At 66.0% G+C, this 18,205-nt stretch carries 15 protein-coding genes; 7 read left to right on the top strand and 8 right to left on the bottom strand.

What is annotated here, in order from left to right:
- Positions 1-22: 22 nt before the first annotated feature.
- Positions 23-2,644 (bottom strand): AAA family ATPase, encoded by a 2,622-nt coding sequence (locus F6X39_RS29970; protein WP_187619236.1) that lies wholly within the window; start codon positions 2,642-2,644, stop codon positions 23-25.
- Positions 2,641-3,846 carry an exonuclease SbcCD subunit D gene (locus F6X39_RS29965; RefSeq protein ID WP_187619235.1) on the bottom strand — a complete coding sequence of 402 codons (1,206 nt, stop codon included), beginning with the start codon at positions 3,844-3,846 and terminating at the stop codon, positions 2,641-2,643. Before F6X39_RS29965 ends, F6X39_RS29970 begins: the two co-directional genes overlap by 4 nt.
- 208 nt (positions 3,847-4,054) lie before the next feature.
- On the opposite strand from F6X39_RS29965, the gene F6X39_RS29960 reads away from it, so the two are divergent.
- Entirely contained in the window at positions 4,055-5,335 is a 1,281-nt protein-coding gene (locus F6X39_RS29960; protein WP_187619234.1) for a DUF445 domain-containing protein, read from the top strand.
- A gap of 142 nt (positions 5,336-5,477) precedes the next feature.
- Positions 5,478-7,463 (top strand): AI-2E family transporter, encoded by a 1,986-nt coding sequence (locus tag F6X39_RS29955; RefSeq protein WP_187619233.1) that lies wholly within the window; start codon positions 5,478-5,480, stop codon positions 7,461-7,463.
- 64 nt (positions 7,464-7,527) lie between these two features.
- On the opposite strand, the gene F6X39_RS29950 is transcribed toward F6X39_RS29955, so the two are convergent.
- Positions 7,528-8,433 carry a LysR family transcriptional regulator gene (locus tag F6X39_RS29950; RefSeq protein ID WP_187619232.1) on the bottom strand — a complete coding sequence of 302 codons (906 nt, stop codon included), beginning with the start codon at positions 8,431-8,433 and terminating at the stop codon, positions 7,528-7,530.
- Positions 8,434-8,547: 114 nt separating this feature from the next.
- Here F6X39_RS29950 and F6X39_RS29945 point away from each other — a divergent pair, with 114 nt between their 5' ends.
- Entirely contained in the window at positions 8,548-8,958 is a 411-nt protein-coding gene (locus F6X39_RS29945) for a cupin domain-containing protein (protein ID WP_187619231.1), read from the top strand.
- Positions 8,959-9,002: 44 nt separating this feature from the next.
- On the top strand, positions 9,003-9,704 hold the full coding sequence (locus tag F6X39_RS29940; protein WP_187619230.1) for a carboxymuconolactone decarboxylase family protein: 702 nt from the start codon (positions 9,003-9,005) through the stop codon (positions 9,702-9,704).
- A 192-nt stretch (positions 9,705-9,896) separates the two neighbouring features.
- Here the strand turns inward: F6X39_RS29940 and F6X39_RS29935 are convergent, their stop codons facing one another.
- On the bottom strand, positions 9,897-10,649 hold the full coding sequence (locus F6X39_RS29935; protein WP_187619229.1) for an SDR family oxidoreductase: 753 nt from the start codon (positions 10,647-10,649) through the stop codon (positions 9,897-9,899).
- Positions 10,650-10,839: 190 nt separating this feature from the next.
- On the opposite strand from F6X39_RS29935, the gene F6X39_RS29930 reads away from it, so the two are divergent.
- From F6X39_RS29930 to F6X39_RS29920, 3 genes are all read left to right on the top strand, one after another.
- Positions 10,840-12,366 (top strand): PLP-dependent aminotransferase family protein, encoded by a 1,527-nt coding sequence (locus tag F6X39_RS29930; protein ID WP_187619260.1) that lies wholly within the window; start codon positions 10,840-10,842, stop codon positions 12,364-12,366.
- Positions 12,367-12,494: 128 nt separating this feature from the next.
- Positions 12,495-14,231, top strand: coding sequence for an FAD-dependent oxidoreductase (locus F6X39_RS29925; RefSeq protein WP_187619228.1), 1,737 nt, complete (start codon positions 12,495-12,497; stop codon positions 14,229-14,231).
- A 21-nt stretch (positions 14,232-14,252) separates the two neighbouring features.
- Positions 14,253-14,447, top strand: a complete 195-nt coding sequence (locus tag F6X39_RS29920) for a hypothetical protein (RefSeq protein ID WP_184060028.1) — start codon at positions 14,253-14,255, stop codon at positions 14,445-14,447.
- 59 nt (positions 14,448-14,506) lie between these two features.
- On the opposite strand, the gene F6X39_RS29915 is transcribed toward F6X39_RS29920, so the two are convergent.
- The 4 genes from F6X39_RS29915 to F6X39_RS29900 form a co-directional block, all read right to left on the bottom strand.
- Positions 14,507-14,884, bottom strand: coding sequence for a DUF4279 domain-containing protein (locus tag F6X39_RS29915; RefSeq protein WP_262414856.1), 378 nt, complete (start codon positions 14,882-14,884; stop codon positions 14,507-14,509).
- A 94-nt stretch (positions 14,885-14,978) separates the two neighbouring features.
- Positions 14,979-15,962, bottom strand: a complete 984-nt coding sequence (locus F6X39_RS29910; protein ID WP_187619226.1) for a 2-dehydropantoate 2-reductase — start codon at positions 15,960-15,962, stop codon at positions 14,979-14,981.
- Positions 15,963-16,033: 71 nt separating this feature from the next.
- Positions 16,034-16,828 carry a class II aldolase/adducin family protein gene (locus tag F6X39_RS29905; RefSeq protein WP_187619225.1) on the bottom strand — a complete coding sequence of 265 codons (795 nt, stop codon included), beginning with the start codon at positions 16,826-16,828 and terminating at the stop codon, positions 16,034-16,036.
- A gap of 98 nt (positions 16,829-16,926) precedes the next feature.
- Positions 16,927-18,126 carry an aromatic amino acid transaminase gene (locus F6X39_RS29900; RefSeq protein ID WP_187619224.1) on the bottom strand — a complete coding sequence of 400 codons (1,200 nt, stop codon included), beginning with the start codon at positions 18,124-18,126 and terminating at the stop codon, positions 16,927-16,929.
- Positions 18,127-18,205: the final 79 nt, after the last annotated feature.

Raw genomic sequence — 18,205 nt, 5'->3', positions numbered from 1 at the left:
GGGTGGTACCGGCCCGCCCCGCTCACGCCACCTTCAGATCCTGCACCGCCCGCTGCCTGACGCCCAGGTCGTCCCACAACTCCGGATGGCACGTGAACACCAGAATCTGATGCCGCGTCGCCGCGTCGATCAACGCGCGTTTGAGCGCGTCGCGGCGCGCGGCATCGGTGTGTACCGCGGCATCGTCGAGCATCAGCAGAGTCGGCCGGCCTGAGGCCTGCAAGAGATCCGCGTACGCGAGCCGCGTCAGGATGCCGAGCTGTTCGCGCGTGCCGAAGCTGAGCGCATCGAGCAGTTCCGCGCGGCCGTCGCGATCGAGCATCGCCGGAATCAGATCGTCGCCGAGCGCGAGGCTCGACTGCGGAAAAAGCCGCTTCAGGTAGTGACCGACCCGCTCGGTCAACGGCGCACGCAGTTGGGCGAGCGCGGCATCGCGTTCGTCGACCAGCACTTCGTCGAGCAGACTCAGCGCGCTCGCGCGCAGGCGCAGTTCGTCCTTGCGACGCGTGGCCTGCTCGACCTGGGCTTCGAGCGCGGCAAGCCGTTCGCCGAGGCCCGATGCGCCCATCGTTTCGAGCTGGCTACGCAGCTCCGCGATCCGCAGTTGACGTTCGTGCTGCTCGTTGCGCGCGAGGTCCGCCGATGCGCGATAGCGCTTCGCCTCCGCCACGGGGTCGTCCAGACGCGCCGCATCGAGTTCGCGCTCGCGCTCGCCGCGCTGGTTCTTCAGCGCATCGACCTTGATGCGTTGCTCGACGATATGCGCCTGCCATTGCGCGCGGTTGCGCCGAAACGCCTCGTCGTGCAGCTGCGCTTCTTTGCGCTGCAACTGCGCCGTGAGCGAATCGGCCTTCGCAACGCCGCTGGATTGCGCACCCGCCGCCTGCGCGAGCACCTTGCGCGCGATCTCCAACGCGTCGCGCGCGATGTCGGCGTTGCGGCGCGCGTCGTCGAGCGGTGGCGCCGCGGACACGTCGGGCAGACTGGCAAGCCGCTCGCTCGACGCCTGCAAGCGCGCCGCCGTCGATGCCAGCGCCGCGCGCAACGCATCGATGCCTTGCGGCGCATGGACCTCGAGAATCCTCGCCTGGCTCTTTTGTTGCGCGACCAGCGTTTTCCATTGCTCGTGACGCGCCTGCGCATCGCCCACCGACGCGACGCCGAGCGAGCGCAGCAACTGCGCGTGCTTCGCCTCGAGCGACGCCAGCTCCGACAACCGCGCCGACAGATCGGACACGCCCGGAATCACGCGCAATTCGCCGAGCTTGCCGAGGCCGATGCGCTTTTCATCGTCGACATGCAGCACGCCCGTGCCGCTGATCGTCTGATCGCCGACGCTCAACTCGCCATTCAAGCTGTACTCGATGCGCGTCATCGCCGCTTCGGTCCGCGCGCGCAACACGGTCAGTTCGCCGTCGAGCGCGACGAGGCGCTTGAACTGCGCGTCGTCGAGTTCGAGCGCCGCCGCCTCGCGCGCGGCCTGCAACACCGCCGCGTTCGCCTTGTCCGCCTCGCCGATCGACGCTTCGAGCCGCTGGCCCTCCGCCCGATAGAAATCGACCTGGCTGCGCAGATCGGCGGCGGTCACGGCCGCGTTCGCGAGTTCGAGCGCGCGGTTCGCCTCGGCCGATGCCTGCTCGAATTGCGCCACACGGCTTTGCGCCTGTACATGCGCGGTTTGCGCGGCCGCGACCTCGACGCGCACCGCGTCGAGCTGCTCGCGTTCGCGCGCGATGGCCGCCTCCAGTTCGAGCGCGCCCTGCTCCTGCTGCACCGACAACGCGAGTTCGGCCTCGCCGATCTTCAGCGACTGCGCGAGCCCTTCGAGACCGCGTTCGAGTCGTTCGACCGCCGCGGCACGTTGCTGCGCGAGCGCGGCCTTCTGCTCGTGAAGTTCCCACGGACGCCTGCGCTCGGCGTCGTCGAAGGCCTGCTGTTGGGCGGCGAGGCGCGCGATGTTGTCGTCGAACTGCTGGCGCTGCTGTTGCAGCTCGTCGCGGCTCGCGATCAGCGAGGCGAGCTTCTGCTCCGCCTCGGCGAGCGGCCCGGTCGACTTCTGCGTGCGCGCGGTCAGCAGTTGCCGCAGTTCGCGCTGCACGGCCGCGATCAGCGCGTCCTCGCCGCCCGCTTCGCGGCCGCCCGACAGTTGCGTGAGCGCGTCGCGCAGATACTGCGCCGCGTGCCCGGTCGAATCGCGCATCTCCTGCGTGCCGCCTTGCTGCACCCACAACAGACCCGGCACGCCGGCGTTCTCGGCTTTCATCGGACCGCGCGCCGCGCGCGAGAAGCCGAGCAGCGCGGCGAGCTTGTCTTCGGCTTCGTCCTCGCTATACACGGCCTGGCCGATCCTCAGCTCGCAACGCTGACGCGACACGAACTGCTTCGACAGACGGCACGCCACACCATCGAGCTCGAAGCTGACCTCGACCGACGGCTGCCCGCTCGCGAGCCCCCACGGCAACAGGTCTTTCAGATGCGACGCCTTGTAGCGTTCGAGGAACACCGTGCGCACCGCCTCGGCAATCGTGCTTTTGCCGGCCTCGTTCGGGCCGATGAACAGATTGAGACCGGGCTGCAGATCGTCGATCACGATCTGCCCGCCGAACTGCCTGAATTCCTGAATCGCGATACGTTGCAGCTTCATGCGGGGGCTCCTTCACGCGGCGCTTCAGGTTGCTGCCGCTCGCGCGTCTGCGCGGGTGGTGCGGCCTGCGAATCGCGTTGCCGCTGGTCGCGCTGAAAACGCGCCAGCAGCAGCAACGCCTCGGCCGCGCGCCGCGCCTCTTGCGGATCGGCCTGCGCGTCTTCCTGCAGGCCGCGCAGCCGCGCCACCACCTTCGCGAGATAGCCGCTTTGCGCGCCGAGTTCGGCGAGATCGTCGGCGGTCGGCAGCACGTGCAGACTGCCCAGATCGGCACGCAACGCGCGCATGCGCGCGCGCGCCTGTTCGACCGCGACATGCAGCGCCTCGGCATCGGCGAGCGCCGCGGCGCCGCCGACCTCGATGCGCAGCACGTCATTCGCGCCGAGTTCGGCGAGGCGGGTTTTCAATGCATCGACATCGGTCGGCACCGAAATCGTCTCGTCCCAGCGATGCCACCGGTATTGCCCGACCCGCACCGCGTCGACCTGCGGCACCGCGCCGGGATCGCTGACGGTAACGTCGAGCACGAAGCCCGGCTCGTTCGCGCGGAAACGGTCCTGCTCGTGCGTGCCCGCGTACCACGTGCGTTCATCGACGCGCAGATGGCCGTGCCAGTCGCCGAGCGCCAGATAGTCGAGCCGCGCACTGGCGGCGCGCGTCGGCGCGATCGGATTCGACGAATCGATGCCGTCTTGCAGAATGCCGCCGACGCTGCCATGCGCGAGCCCCACGCGGTGATAGCCGGGCGGAGTATCGGTGGAATCGAAGAACGCGGTGGTGTCGTCGTAGGTGATGCGCTGCGTGAGCGGCGCGCACAGCAGCGCGCAACGGCACGCGTCGAGCAGCACGACGCCGGCTTCGAGCACGAGGCGCACGTTCGGCGGCACGCAATCGAGCCGCTGCGCGCGGGTCCACACGCTTTCGACGAGCGCCGCGTCGTGATTGCCCGGCAGCATGATCCACGCTCCGGAAAACGCTTGCAGCGCGGCGAACAAACGTCGGATCACGGTATCCGACACCGTCTGCAAATCGAACACGTCGCCCGCGACGAGCACCGCGTCGACGTTGCGCGCGGCCGCTTCTTCGGCGATGCGGCGCACCGTGTCGAAGCGCGCCTGGGCGAGATGCGTGGCCTCGTCCGGTTCGAACTGACCGAATTGCGTGCCGATCTGCCAGTCCGCGGTGTGCAGAAACCTGATCACTGTGCCTCCATTGCGATTGCGTTGCGTCCTCTTGCGTTGATTTCGCCGAGGAGCCCAATCGCGAATGTTACCTTGCCGAAGCGACGGCGCGTATTGCGCGCGCGCGTATCCAGGCTGGACGCGCGCGCGGGCCGTACCGCATCATTGCAACCGAACCGGCGGAGCCCGCCGACTTTACAGCCCCGCCCGACACGATCAACCGCGCCCGATGGACAAGACCACCGAACTGAAGAAGGCCAAGCGCACGCCTTTACTGCTGCTGCTCGCGGCCGCCTGCGTTTTCGTCGTCGCCGCATTCCTGCCGCGCGGCCTGTGGGTCGACGGCATCAAGGCCGTCGCCGAGGCCGCGATGGTCGGCGCGCTCGCCGACTGGTTCGCGGTCGCGGCGCTGTTTCGCCGCGTGCCGATTCCGCTCGTGTCCGCGCACACCGCGATCATCCCGCGCAACAAGCACAAGATCGCCGACAACCTCGCGCACTTCGTGCAGGACAAGTTTCTCGACGTGCCGTCGCTGGTCGGTCTGATCCGCCGGCATGATCCGGCGCAAACCATCACCGCGTGGCTCAGCGAATCGGCCAACTCCGCGCGCCTCGGCGACTACGTGGTGCGGCTCACCGGCGGCATCCTCGACGTGGCCGACGACGCGCGCATTCAGAACTTCATCAGGGACGGGTTGCGCGACGTGCTCGCGAAGGTCGATCTGTCGCAATCGCTCGGTGCGATTCTCGACACGCTGACGCGCGACGGCCGCCATCAGGAACTGCTCGACACCGCGATCGATCAGGTGATCGCGGTGCTGCGCGAGGCGCCGGCGCGCGAATTCATTGCCGCGCGCATCGTCGATTGGGTGAAAAGCGAGTATCCGACGATGGAGAAGTTTCTGCCGTCGGTATGGCTCGGCGACAAGGGGGCGGAGGCGATCGCGAGCGCCGCGAACCGTATGCTCGAACAGATCGCGGAGAACCCCACGCACGAGCTGCGCGACAAGTTCGACCACGCGGTGCAGAAGCTGATCGTGCGGCTGAAGACCGATCCCGTGTTCCTGCAGCAAGGCGAAGCACTGAAGCGCTATCTGGTCGAAGGCGAGGCTTTCGGCAGCTACGTGAAGGACATGTGGGGCGAGTTGCGCGCGTGGCTCAAGCGCGATCTGCAAAGCGCCGATTCGGCACTGCATGCGCGTGTCGCCGCGATGGGCGCGTGGGTCGGCCGCGAACTCGCGCGCGATCCAGCGCTGCGGCAATCGCTGAACGATCACCTCGAGGAAGCGGCGCGCGCGATGGCGCCGGACTTCGCGCGGTTCCTCACGCGCCATATCAGCGATACGGTGAAGAACTGGCCCGCGCACGAGATGTCGCACCAGGTCGAGATGAATATCGGCAAGGACCTGCAGTACATCCGCATCAATGGGACGATCGTCGGCGGATTTATCGGCTTGTTGCTGTACGTGAGTTCGCTGTTGCTGGAGATGCTGCGGGTGCATGTCGGCTGACGACTCGAGCGCATTGTGCGACTCAACGCGCAGCCACGCGTGAGCCCCCTCCCGCCAAACCACCTACAATTCGGGCATCTGTCTTGCTGACGACCAGTGCTCCGCTCGGTCGTCAACGCGTCCCAACCGGAATTCTGCTTACATGAAAATATCGCTACCGCCGCCGCAAGGGCGGCCCAACCGCGTTTACCCGCCGGGCACGCCGGGCCTGCATGGCCTCGTGTCGCTGATCACCGGCGTGGTGGTCGTGTGCGGGCTGTACTTCGGGCGGGAGGTACTGATTCCGATCACGTTGTCGGTGCTGCTGAGCTTCCTGCTCGCGCCGCTCGTGCAGATGCTGCGGCGTCTGCACATGGGCCAGTTGCCGTCGATCTTCATCGCGGTGCTGTTCGCTCTCGCCTCGCTGCTCGCGGTCGGCGCGCTGATCGGCGCGCAGCTCGTGCAGCTCGCGGACGCGCTGCCGCAGTACCAGGAAGCGATCGAGCAGAAGATCGAAACCGTGCAGGAAAAGACCGTGGGCCGCGCCGACGCCCTGATGAGCAGCGCTGCCAGCGCGCTGCAGCGCGTGGCGCCATCGCGCCCCGCGCCGCCACGCCCGACCGGCCGGGCCGCGCGCAACGCGCCGCAGGTGCCGCAACAGGTCGAGGTGCACGAGCCCGCGCCGACGCCGGTGCAACTCGCGCAGCGCGCGCTGACGCCGGCCATCGCGCCGATCGAGACGACCTTCATCGTGCTCGTCGTGACCATCTTCATCCTGTTGCAGCGCGAGGATTTGCGCGACCGTCTGATCAGCCTGTTCGGTTCGCGCGACCTGCACCGCACGACTACCGCGATCAACGACGCCGCCGGGCGCCTGTCACGCTATTTCGTCGCGCAGCTCGGCGTGAATCTGAGCGCGGGCGGCATCATCGCGATCGGGCTCGCGATCATCGGCGTACCGGGGGCGCTGCTGTTCGGCGTGATCGCCGCGCTGCTGCGCTTCGTGCCGTACATCGGCATCTGGATCGCGGCGATCCTCGCATTCTTTCTCGCGGCCGCGATCCAGCCGCAATGGACGATGGCGGTCCTCACGCTGATCCTGTTCATCGTCGTCGACGTGGTCGCCGGGCAGGTCGCCGAGCCGCTGCTGTACGGTCATCGCTCGGGCCTGTCGCCCCTCGCGGTGGTGGTCGCGGCGATTTTCTGGAGCTGGCTGTGGGGGCCGATCGGCCTCGTGCTGTCGACGCCGCTCACGCTGTGCGTCGTCACGCTCGGGCGCTACGCGGACCGGCTGAACTTCCTGACCGTGCTGCTCGGCGATCAGCCCGCGCTGACGCCCGCGCAGAACTTCTATCAGCGCCTGCTCGCCGACGATCCGCACGAGGCGATCGTGCAGGCCGAACGGCTGCTGCGCGAGATGTCGCTGATCGACTACTACGACAAGGTCGCGCTCGAAGGCCTGCGGCTCGCGCGCAACGACGCGCAGCGCGACGTGCTGATGCCCGACCAGTTGCAGCGGATCAACGACGCGCTCGTCGATATCGTCGAGAACCTCGATATCGCCGAAGGGCTGCGCGATTCGCTGTCGCCTGCCGAACCGGCGGACGCCGGTAACGCGCTGCTTGCCGGGACGCCGGATCTGGCGTCGCCGGGCGCGGGTGCCACGCAGCGATACCGCAGCGATCTGCTCACGCGCTCGCAACCGCCGGACGGAGCGGGCAAGGCCGCGGTGTTGTGCGTGCCCGGCCGCGGCGCGTTCGACGAAGTGACGACCGCGATCGCCGTGCAACTGCTGAACCGCCAGGGCTTCGCGCCGCTGATGGCGACGCACTCGGGCTATCGCAGCGCGCGCGCCGACGAGCCGAGCTTCAAGGACGCGTCGATCATCTGCATCGTGTCGCTCGACGCGCCCGAGTCGCCGCTGTACCTGCGCAACATGCTGCGGCGCACGCGCGAATGGCGGCCACGCGCGACGCTGGTGGTCGGCGTCGGCGTCGGCGTCGACGACGCGCCGGACGGCAGCGTCGAACTCGATGCGGGCGGGGAACTGCATGCGTCGCCGACGTTCCGCGCGATGATCGAGGCATGTCACGCGGCGACGGCTGGGCAGCCCATGCGGCAGCCGTCGCAGACGGCCAGCGCCGGCTGAGGCTGGGTGGGCTGACGCCGTGACCGCAGTGCTGAAAATCTGCGTCGTGATCGCCATTTGGCGGTCACTGCGCTCGACGCTGATAACCGCTCTTCAATGCGTCCACTACAAGCTCGACCGCCCGGGATGATTTGCGGCGACCAGGGTAATAGACGTGATGTCCGACGAACGTGGGACACCAGTCTTCCAGCACCCAATTCAGGCGCCCAGCCCGGACATGCGCCTCAGCCAGGTCTTTGGGCACGTACGCGAGCCCAAACCCGCCAAGCGCTGCGTCCATCATCTGGTAGACACTATTGAAGGTGAGCTGCCCTTCGACCCGCACCTGCAGTTCTCGCCGCCCCTTCCGTAGCTCCCACGGGAGCAGTGAATCTCGCGTTGGCAATCGAAGATTGATGCAGTTGTGCAGCGTTAGATCCTGCGGCGTCTTCGCCGGTGCGGTCGATTGCAGGTAGCCTGGAGAGCCCGCGATTGCCATCGTCATATCAGGCGCGATTCGCACCGCGATCATGTCTTTGGCCACCTGGTCGCCTAGCCGCACGCCGATGTCGTACCGATCCGCGACGATGTCGGCTAACCCGTAGTCATTGAGCAATTCAATCTTCAGATCCGGATACTGGCGCAGCAACGGTTGCAGACGCGGCCAAACGTACGAGTTTGCCGCGTAGTCGGTGGTCGTGATCCGGACAGTTCCGCCTGGGCGGCTCGTCATCGCGCGCAAAGAATCGACCTCCGCTTCGATTTCCTGAAAGCGCGGTGCAATCGCCGCCAGTAGCCGTTCGCCTGCCTCCGTCAACGAGACACTCCGGGTAGTGCGCATCAGTAACTGAAGGCCCATCCGCTTTTCAAGGCCGGCAACCGTCCGGCTCAAGGCCGACTGCGAGACTCCCAGTTGCGCGGCCGCCCGCGTGAAGTTGCGCTCACGCGCGACGTTCATGAAGCCGACCAGATCGTTGAAATCCTCTTTCAATTAATGCTCCACAGCATAAGGGCATCCCGATATTGCCATCTAGTCGCATCAATTACCAGGAGTTAGATTAGCTGCAGTGGCATATCGCCCTGACGATACCGACGAGGAACAGTCTTGGAACTGAAACGAGCGGGCTCCCAGCCCTCGAAGAAAGGCCCTGAAGAATGGTTTACGGGAACGGTGCGGCTCGACCCGCTGAACGCTCCGCCTCCGCCGACACGCGTTTCGTGCGCGAGCGTCACTTTTGAGCCGGGAGCGCGGACTAACTGGCATACCCACCCGCTCGGCCAGACTTTGATCGTTACGGCCGGCTGTGGCTGGACCCAGTGCGAAGGCGAGCCGCGCGTCGAAATCCGGGCTGGTGACGTGATCTGGTGCCCGCCTGGCCACACGCATTGGCATGGCGCAACTTCGACGACCGCGATGACACATATCGCCATTCAGGAAGCGCTCGACGGCAAGAACGTCGAATGGCTGGAGAAGGTCACGGACGAGCAGTACCTCGGCAGCAGCGAGCAGGTGTAATGCGGTTCTTCTCTGCCTGTACCTCAATGGAAAGGACTGGAAACATGCAAGATCCATTGTCACAAGTTGATCTCACTCTCGTTTCTCCGGCATTCGCGCGTTATACGAGCCAGACCGTGCTCGGCGGCCTCTGGAAGAGGCCGCGACTGTCACCGCGAGACCGGAGCATCGTGACGCTGTCGGTGCTCATCGCCCGCAACCAGACCATCGAGATGCCGTTCTATCTCCGGTTAGCGCTGGATAGCGGTGTGAAGCCTGCCGAGATTTCGGAAATGATCACGCACCTCGCCTTCTATTCCGGCTGGGGAAACGCGACCGCAGCCGCTGTCGTCACGAAGCGTATCTTCGATGAACGTGACATCGGTATCGATCAGGTCCCTCGGGCCGAGGTCGAGCCGCTACCACTGAACGAAGTCGCAGAGCAGCAGCGTGCGCAGGCGGTCGAGCAAAGCTTCGGCTCGGTCGCTCCCGGCGTTGTTCAGTACACGACCGATGTGCTGTTCCGCGACCTTTGGCTGCGTCCAGGACTCGCTCCACGCGACCGGAGCCTGGTCACGGTGAGCGCCCTGGTTGCCAGCGGTCAGGTCGCGCAGATTCCGTATCACCTCGGCCGTGCCATGGACAACGGTCTGACGAAGGACGAGGCGTCCGAAATGCTGACGCAGCTCGCCTTTTACGCAGGCTGGCCGAACGTCTTTTCGGCGATGCCCGTGTTCAAGGATGTATTCGCGAAGCGAGCGGCATAAACGTCGATGCCGGATCGTCCACCGGTTGGGAAGCCGCGTTTTTCCGACCGAGGTGGAAGCTCGTCGGCCCGGATGCTGCACTGGCAACGCGGAAGCTCGAACAAACATCAGTTAGGGACCGCGTCTTCACCTCATACCGGTTCTCGAACATATTCGCAGACATGCTGATTCTGCTTTCGCATCGACCTGAAATCACCCCTTTTCAGTTTGCGCCAGCCACTGGTCCAGGCTCACGCGGCCGATCCGCGCCTCGCCGAGCGGTACGAGCGACTGTTCCTCGACGCGGCCGCCGTAATAGCGCGCACCCTGATCCGTCACAACGGGGCGCGGGTCGCTGACGGACTTCAGATAACGTCTGATGATGGCGGCAAACGGTTCCCGGTCCGGGCCCGCGATATCGACTGTGCCGTTCAGTGGCGTGGCGAGAGCGACCTGCGCGAGGATCGCTGCGACGTCGTCCGCGGCTATCGGCTGGAACAGTCCGTCCCCAACGCGCACCGTCCCGCCTTCTGTGCCGGAATCAGCAATCGCGCCGATGAATTCCATGAACTGGGTCGCGCGCACGATCGTATAGGGCACGCCCGCCGCTTCAATCGCCTCTTCCTGCGCGACCTTGGCAACGAAATACGCATTTTCCGGCGTGCGGTCGCAGCCGACGATGGAAAGCGCGACGTGATGGCGTACCCCTGCAGCCACTTCGGCTTTGCCGAGGTTGCGCGTCGAGGTGCGGAAAAAGTCGAGCACCGCCTGAGGCTCCCAGGAAGGGGCGTTCGCCACATCCACTACGACGTCCGCGCCCGCTAGCGCGTTGCTCAGACCTTCCCCCGTCACGGCGTTCACACCGGTACGCGGCGACGCAGCAAGTGCCTCATGACCCGCCTCGCCGAGCAGCGTGACGAGGCGCGAGCCGATCAGGCCGGAACCACCGATTACGACGATCTTCATGGCACATTCTCCAGATGAGAGTCAGTTGACACGGGCAGGCGGCTGGCGGCCGTTGCATCGCGGGAAAGAACTCGCCGCCGTCGCATCGTGTGAGGCTATTGTGAGAAGATCATGAACTATCGAAAAGTGCCAAGAATTGTCGATCGGACCAGGACATCCTGATTCCGGTCTGCTTGCCGGCAAGACCGTGATGACCGTATCGCCTACCGCATTCACCGTCGATATCGATCGGCAGCTCCAGTTGCCGATCTACCTGCAGATCTGCGCGCGCTTCAGAACCGCGATCGCCGCAGGGCATCTGCGTGCAGGCGATCGCGTGCCCGCGCTGCGCAGCCTCGCTACGCAACTGAACACGGCGCGCGGCACGGTTGAACTGGCGTATACGGTCCTCGTCGACGAAGGCTACCTCCAGATGCACGGTGCGGCTGGCACGTTCGTGTCGCCCTCGCTGCCCGCTTCAGTGACGCGCTCGCGTACGCAAAGCACAAAGAGTTCGAACGGCACGCAGAGCGTTAAAGCGGCTGCCGCAGCTCAGACGCCAGCCGAATCGCACGGCGCTCGACCGGCGCCGCGCCAGCTTGCGATTGCCGCCGCCATGAGCGGCGAGCCCCGGCCGTTGCAACCCGGGCTGCCCGCGCTTGACGCGTTTCCGCTCAAGGTTTGGAATCGTCTCGTTTCGCATCGCGCGCGCAGCGGCGAGCGCGCGATGCTCGCGTACCCGGATCCTGCCGGCTACCGGCCGCTTCGCGAACACATCGCCACGTATCTTGGGCTGTCGCGCGGGGTGACCTGCCTGCCGGACCAGGTGTTCGTGACGGGCGGCTACCGTGCGACGCTCGAGCTCGTGTTGCGCAGTCTCGCCCGCCCGAACGACAGCGTGTGGTACGAAGATCCGGGCTATCTGCTCGCGCGCGGTTTTCTCGCCGAAACCGGCGTGCAGCTCGTCGCAGTGCCGGTGGACGAAGAAGGGATCGACGTCGAACACGGCACACGGCTGGATCCGCAGGCGCGCTTCGCGCTGGTCACGCCGTCGCACCAGAGCCCGCTCGGGCACACGTTATCGCTCCGCCGACGCATGGCGTTGCTGGGCTGGGCAGAGCAAGCGTCCAGCTGGATCGTCGAAGACGATTACGACAGCGAGTTCCGCTATCTGGGCCGGCCATTGCCGGCATTGAAGAGCCTCGATCGTCGCGATCACGTGATCTACTGCGGCACCTTCAGCAAGGTGATGTTTCCCGGCTTGCGGCTCGCGTATGCGGTGGTGCCGGAGCGGGCCGTCGAGCGCGTCGGGCGGGTGGCGCGCAGCATGAACGCCGGATCGCCAACCGTGTTGCAGGCCGCTTTGGCCGACTTCATCGAGCGGGGGCATTTTGCGCGACATCTGAAGCGCATGCGTGCGTTATACGCCGAGCGGCGCGTGCTGATCGTGCGCGCGTTGGAGCAGGCGTTCGGCGAACGGCTGATCGTCGAACTGCCGCCAGGGGGAATCCAGTTCGCGGCACAGTTCGTCGAGGGCCCTGATGGCCCGGTCGACGACGTCGCGGTTGCGGCGCGCGCCCGCGAAGCGGGGCTCGCCGTTCTGCCGCTCTCGGTCTGGTACGCGAATGGTCGCACGCGTAGCACGCCGCGTGGCGTTGTGATGGGCTTCGCAAACATCGCCAATGCAGGTGAAGCGGGCCACCTCGCGCGGAGCTTGCGCGCCTGTCTGGACGGCTAGCGAGCGGCGAAGGTCCAGGTCTCTACCACTCCTCACGCTCGCGCGCGACGTTGTACCCAAAATGAGGACAGCCGCGCGCGAACGCCGACGCATACTGCACCGATAACGCAAGCAAACTGGAGACACGCATGACCCGCCCGTTCAAGCCCTATCCGTTCGCCCCGCGCCGCTATCCGGCCGTGGTGCCGCCGCTCATCGACGGACGCGATCCACAAGCGCGCGCCGTCGCGATCGTCGGCGGCGGTCCGGTCGGCATGACGCTCGCGCTTGCGCTCGCGCGCCAGGGCGTGCGCTCGGTGCTGATCGAGGCGGACGACAGCGTGTGCACCGGCAGCCGCGCGATCTGCATCTCGCGACGCAGCCTCGAAATCTTCAAGCGGCTCGGCGTCGTCGACGGTTTTCTGCAAAAGGGGCTGGCGTGGACCGGCGGGCGCAGTTTCTATCGCGACACCGAGGTGTTCCGCTTCGCGATGCATCAGGACGACGAGCAGTCGCTGCCGCCGATGATCAATATCGCGCAGTATCAGATCGAGCAGTTGCTGCTCGACGAGATCGAACGGCACGCCGATCTGATCGACGTGCGCTGGCAAACGCGTGTGACGGGCCTCGAGCAACGGCCGCAGGGCGGCGCGACCTTGACCTTGCGCAGCGCCGATCCTGCCGATCCGCAAGGCAAAAGCTGGCTGATGGACGCTGCGTGGGTCGTCGCCTGCGACGGCGGACGCAGCACGATCCGCGACCTGCTCGGGCTGAAGCTCACAGGCACGACCTACGAAGGCCGCTACGTGATCGTCGATATCGAACTCGACAGCACGCGCGCGACCGAACGGCTCGCGTACTTCGATCCGCCGTCGAATCCGGGCTCGACGGTGCTCGTGCACAAGCAGCCTGACAACGTGTGGCGCATCGACTATCAGTTACGCGACGACGAAGACCCCGACGCCGCCGTGCTGCCCGGGAACGTGATACCGCGCGTGCAAAACTTGCTCGACTCGATGGGCGAAGCCGGCGCGTGGTCGCCGATCTGGATCACGATCTACAAGGCCAATGCGCTGACGCTCGAACGCTATCGGCATGGCAGCGTGCTATTCGCGGGCGACGCCGCGCATCTGGTGCCGATCTTCGGCGTGCGCGGCGCGAACTCCGGCATCGACGACGCCGACAATCTCGGCTGGAAGCTCGGCTGCGTGATCAACGGGAGCGCGTCGCCAGCGCTGCTCGATAGCTATAGCGACGAACGTGTGTACGCGGCGCGCGAGAACTTGAGCTACGGCATGAAAAGTACCGAGTTCATGGCGCCGCCGACCTTCGCGTTCGACTTGCTGCGCACGGCCGTGCTCGGGCTCGCCGAGCGGCATGCGGCGGTGCGGCCGCTGATCAATCCGCGCCAGACGCATGCAATCGCGTATCGGCAATCGCCGCTGAACTTCGCAGGCGACGGGGTCGATGCGTTCGATCGCGGCCCCACGCCGGGTACCGTGCTGCCCGAGGGCAGGCTGCTCAAACAATCGCAAGATGGCGCACGGCTCGGCATTCATCTAACCGATCTGCTCGGACCGTGCTTCACGGCGCTGCGCTTCGACGCAGACCACGCGAACGATGGTGACGCGTGGCGGCAACTGCAAAGCACGCTAGCCAGCCGGGGCATTCCGTTCAACGTGATCGATATCGTCACGGCCGAAGCGCAATCGGCAAACAGCCCTCGAGCGATCGACCCAACCGGCCGCCTGCACGACATGCTCGGCGCACGGCCCGGCACCGTCTATCTGATCCGCCCCGACGGCCACGTGCTCGCGCGCTGGCGCAACGGCAGCGCGGCGGCCGTTCTGCGCGCGCTCGATGCCACGCTGACACAGCAGAACTAACGCGCAAGGACCTTCGACATCATGACCGATTCCGATCTCGACCTCGTCTATACGACGCTGTGCAACACGCTGACCCACGAAGGCGAGGCGCAGGCGTCGCTGTATCTCGCGCGCCTCGCGCTCTTGTGCCTGACCGAACTCGACGACTCGCGGCGCGCGTTGTCGTTGATCGAAGCGGCGAAGCTGCCGGTTGCCGCCACGGCCTGGCGCGGGTAAAAGAAACCGCCTCCCTGGAGGCGGTAACGAGCGGATCATTCTGATTCGCGTCTGCGTCGTCAATCGCGGTACTCGTCAATCTCGATGGTCCCGCCGAGGGCTTCCATCATCGCGCGGATATCCTGTGGAATATCCGGCGCGCGATCTCCGCTTTGATTGCGCCAGTAGCAGAAAAAGCGAAGTCTCACGCCTTTTTCGGCGACGACTTTCGGAAGATCGCCGCGAGTAAGATTTAGTCTTTGGGTGAGATAGCGAAGATGCGGGCTGAGGTCGTCGCTGTGTACGTGCCGCTTGCTGCTCACGCCCCACAAGCCGACACGTCCGGGACCGCCAAGACGTCCTGATGGCGTCACAAAGGGCTCTCCTTTCGCTATGGCCGTGTCGGGCGACAAGCCAAAATACTCTGTCCAGAAAGTGGGCTCGACTGCATCGCCCATGACGTGAAACGTCGCGTATGCAAGAGGGAGATTTGTCATTGGCGTCAACGCGCGGCGTTTCTTCGTTCTTCGAACCGAGGGCTTAACGACAACCTCACTGCCTCGGATACAAGCCCAACGTACTCGCATGCAGCCGCGCGAGTCCGAGCAACGCATCCGTATAGGGCGTCGGCACGCGCGTCAGTTGCCCGAGTTCGCGCACCGCGCCGACCAGCGCATCGAGTTCGACCGCCTTGCCGGCCTGCACGTCCTGCAACATCGATGTCTTCATCGCGCCGAGTTTCAGCGTGACCGCGTGACGGTCGTCGGGCACCTGGTCGATCGGGATGCCGAAGCGCGCGCCGATTTCCTTCGCCTCCAGCATGATGTGCGTGACGAAACCGCGCACGAGTTCGTCGCCGAGGATCCGGTCGGTCGTTGCGCCGGTGATCGCGCTGACCGGGTTCATCGTCATGTTGCCCCACAGCTTGAACCACACGTCGCGCTGGATCTGCGCCGAAGCCGTTGCATGGAAGCCCGCCGCCTGCAACAGCGCGGCGAGCAGCTCGACACGCTCGCTCGGCTTGCCCGACGCCTCGCCGACGATCAGTCCGTTGCCCTGGTGATGCCGGATCACGCCGGGCGCGTCGATCAGGCAACTGGCATGCACGACGCAGCCGACCGTCTGCGCGGCCGGGATCGCGGCGGTGATCGCGCCGTCGGGATCGACCGTCTTCAGGCGCTGGCCGGCGAGTTCGCCGCCCAGGCCGTCGCAGAACCACCACGGCACGCCGTTCATCGCCGTCAGCACGATCGTCTCGGGGCCGAGCAGCGGTTTGATATGCGCGGCCACGGTCGCCATCGCCGGGCCCTTCACCGCTATCACGACGAGTTCCTGCACGCCGAGATCGGCCGGCTTGTCGCTCGCCTTCACCTGCTCGGCGTAGATCACGCCGCCTTCGATCAGCCGCAGACCATGCTGGCGCACCGCGTCGAGCGTCGCGCCGCGCGCGACCACGCTGACCCGATGGCCCGCCTGCGCGAGCTTCACTCCCATCCAGCCGCCGATCGAGCCGGCGCCGTAGATCGCTACTTTCATCGCCTGAATCCTTGCCTGTTGCTGTGATTATTGCAGCGTTGATTGTCGCGCTCGTTTACGCGTGGCTTCAATCATTGCCGGAAACTCGCATCGATCCGGTCGACCCGCCGCACCAGCGCATCGAACACGTCCTGTCCGGCGCCGTGGCGCGGATCGAACTGCAGCGCGTCGCGCGAGCAGCGAATCGCGACCTCCTCCGGCACCGGCCGAGCGCGGCCCATCGAGAACGTCGCCAGCTGGACCTCGCACGCGCGATTCAGCGTCCACAGAATCGCGAAGGTCTGCGGCAACGTCCGGCCCCACGATAGCAGACCGTGGTTGCGCAGGATCACCGCCTGTCTGTCGCCGATATGCGCGAGCAGCCGCGGCCCCTCTTCCGCATGAATCGTGATGCCTTCAAAGTCGTGATACGCGATCCGGTCGTGCAACTGCGCGCTATAGAAGTTGGTCTGCTGCAGGCCCTCTTCGAGACAGGCGACCGCGACGCCCGCCGTCGTATGCGTATGCATCACACAGTGCGCGTCGGGCAAGCCCTCGTGAATCGCCGCATGCACCACGAAGCCAGCCGGATTCACCGGATACGGCGAGCCGTCGAGCACACGCCCCTGCGCGTCGATCTTCACCAGATTGCTCGCGGTCACTTCGCTGTAGTGCAGCCCGAACGGATTGATCAGGAACTGGCGCTCCGGGCCGCTGACGCTTTCGGGCACGCGCAGCGTGATGTGGTTGTAGATCATCTCGGTCCAACCGAGCAGATCGAAAATCCGGTAGCACGCGGCAAGTTGCACGCGCGCCTGCCATTCGTCCGGGTGCATCGCGGCCGATCTGGGCGGGCTCGCCGGTTGCGCTTCGAGGGTCGTGGCCATCGCCGGTGTCTCCAAGATTGTCGTTGTGACGGCGCGCCCGTGCGCGCCGCCCATCATATTCACGCGTGCCGCAACAGCGGCCCGAGCGCCGAACCGCTTCAGGCGCCCGACACCACCGCCGCGATCGACGAAGCGACATAGTCCGCGTTGCGCGCGTTCAGCCCGGCGACGCACATGCGGCCCGAGCGCAGCACGTACACCGCGTATTCGTTGCGCAGACGCTCGACCTGGCTTTCGGACAGGCCCGTATACGTGAACATGCCGCGCTGCGCGACATAGCGCGCGCGCATCACTTCATCGACGCGTCCGTCGAGCCCGGCGTGAATCACGTTGCGCATCGCCAGAATGCGCTCGCGCATCGCGCCGAGCTCGGCTTCCCACGACGCGCGCAGCGTCGCATCGGCGAGCACGTTGGCGACGAGGCGCGCGCCGTGCGTCGGCGGATTGCTGTAGTTCGCGCGCACCGCCGACATCAGCTGGCCCGCCACGCGCGCCGCTTCGTCGGCGCTCTTGCAGACCACGCTCAACGCGCCGACGCGCTCGCCGTAAAGCGAGAAATTCTTCGAGAACGAGTTCGCGACGATCAGCGGCACGTTCGCGTCGGCGAGCAGGCGCACCGGCGCGGCGTCTTCTTCGAGGCCCGCGCCGAAACCCTGGTAGGCCATGTCGACGAATGCGATCAGCTTGCGGCGCTGCAAAACCGGCACCAGTTCCGCCCATTGCGACGGGCTCAGATCGACGCCCGTCGGGTTATGGCAGCACGCGTGCAGCAGCACGATGCTCTTTTCCGGCAGCGCGTCGATCGCGGCGAACATTTCGGCAAAGCGCAGGCCGCCCGTTTGCGCGTCGTAGTACGGATAGGTGTTGACCGTGAGGCCCGCGCCTTCGAACACCACGCGATGGTTTTCCCAGCTCGGATCGCTGATCCACATTTGCGAGCCGGGGAAATAGCGCTTCAGGAAATCGGCGCCGACCTTCAGCGCGCCCGAGCCGCCGAGCGTTTGCAGCGTCGCGATCCGGCCTTCGGCGCGCGCCGCGCTGTGGGCGCCGAACACGAGCGCCTGCGCGGTGTCGCGATAGAGCGGCAGACCGGCCATCGGCAGATACGAGCGCGGGCCGATCGCGTCGAGCAGCGCGGTTTCGGCGCGGCGCACCGCGTCGATCACCGGCAGCTTGCCGGCGTCGTCGAAATAGATGCCGATGCTGAGGTTGACCTTGTTCGGCCGGGGGTCCAGCTGAAAGTCTTCGTTCAGGCTCAGAATGGGGTCGCCCGGATAGGCGGGAATATGGTCGAACATGACGGGTCCTTGAAGACGGCCTCTGCAGGCCTGTTGTAGCGGTCGTCCGCGCGCCGCGGGACGACAGGGCAAACCTTGA

The organism is Paraburkholderia sp. UCT2 (genome assembly GCF_014397665.1).
In the GTDB taxonomy this organism is placed as follows: Bacteria; Pseudomonadota; Gammaproteobacteria; order Burkholderiales; family Burkholderiaceae; genus Paraburkholderia; species Paraburkholderia tuberum.
The sequence above is the reverse complement of the archived record's forward strand: the minus strand, read 5'-3'. Positions and strand labels throughout refer to the sequence as shown.